Source organism: Pseudomonas sp. NBRC 111132 (genome assembly GCF_001320565.1).
Lineage (GTDB): Bacteria > Pseudomonadota > Gammaproteobacteria > Pseudomonadales > Pseudomonadaceae > Aquipseudomonas > Aquipseudomonas putida_P.
Genome location: NZ_BCBI01000124.1, coordinates 1 through 1,298, shown reverse-complemented (window position 1 = coordinate 1,298; position 1,298 = coordinate 1). Strand labels below are relative to the sequence as shown.

Sequence of the window (1,298 nt, the reverse complement as noted above, 5' to 3'; positions counted from 1 at the left end):
CATCTGGTGGCTCACCGAGCGCATGGCGCGATCTGTGTGCTCTTGTTCCAGCAGGTGTTCGAGCAGCCACTTGGACGAGGCTGTGTTCGACTCACCCTGCGCAGTCAACTCCGCCCAGGCCGTGGCCATGCCGTGCAGGCGCAGCTCCTTGAGTTCCGCCATCAAATCACGCATGACCGATCTCCTCGGTCTGGCCACGCAGGCGGTCGTAGCGCGCCGTGTTAGCGACGGGGGCTTCCTTGAGCGACAAGTGGGTTTCGACGCTGGGTGGTGGTTCGGTCGCGGCCAGGCGCGCCACGACATTGAGGATGTGTTCGGCGCTCAGGCTGCCGCTTTCCAGTACCAGCTCAACAGCCACCAGCACCGCATCGAGCCCGGCGACCGGTACGGCAGCCAGAACTTGCGCCATGATCCGGTCACCGCCGGCATGACGCCCCAGACCGTGCTTAAGCTGACGCAGCGGCGCCGGCAGATCAGCAAAGGGCGCGCCGTTGCGCAGCGCACCGGGCTTGCGTTCGATCAGCGGGAGGTAGTGCTGCCAGTCATAGCTGACCTGGTCGCGATCCAGCAAGCGGACATGGCTGGCGATCAGCGCGTCGTCAGCCACCACCTCGATTCGCGTCGGATACAAACGGCTGCTGACCCACTTACCCGCATACTCACACGGCACCGAGTAGCGGTTGCGCCCGACGCTGACCAGGCAGGTGCTGGAGACCCGCGCAGGCCGCTCGACGTAACCGTCGAATGGCGCTGGCACAGGCATCAGTTCAGCGCGCTCCAACTCCAGCACTTCGGCCACACTCAGCCCGCTGTATTGAGGGTGCGTCAGCTCGTTCCAAAGCGCGCGGCAGCGCTGGCCCAGCCAGGCATTGAGTTCCTCGAAGGAGTGAAACTGGCAGTCCTGGGCGTCTAGCCAGATACGCCTGCGGCTGTCTTGCACGTTCTTTTCAACGATGCCCTTTTCCCAACCAGCGGCGACGTTGCAGAAGTCCGGATCGAACAGGTAATGCGCGCACATCACCGCAAAGCGCGCATTCACCGCCCGGCCTTTGCCCTTATTGACCTTGTCGACGGCGGTCTTCATGTTGTCGTAGATGCCCCGGCGCGGCACGCCGCCCAAGGAGCCGAACGAGCGTGTATGGGCGTCAAATAACATCTCATGGCCCTGGCTCGGATACGCCACAAGCCAGAACGCACGGCTGGCACACAGCTTCAGATGTGCCACCTGCATACGCCGGTAAATGCCGCCGACCAGCAAGCCTTCCTCGCTCCAGTCAAACTGAAACGCCTCGCCAAGA

At 63.3% G+C, this 1,298-nt stretch carries 2 protein-coding genes; both read right to left on the bottom strand.

The genetic code is table 11. From position 1 onward, the window contains the following. On the bottom strand, positions 1 to 174 hold a 174-nt coding region (locus APH35_RS27935; RefSeq protein WP_217988574.1), incomplete at its 3' end, for an ATP-binding protein. Then, positions 167 to 1,298 (bottom strand): IS21-like element ISPst3 family transposase (gene istA / locus APH35_RS27930; protein ID WP_060515840.1); only part of this gene is annotated, 1,132 nt, incomplete at its 5' end. The genes istA and APH35_RS27935, both read right to left, overlap by 8 nt.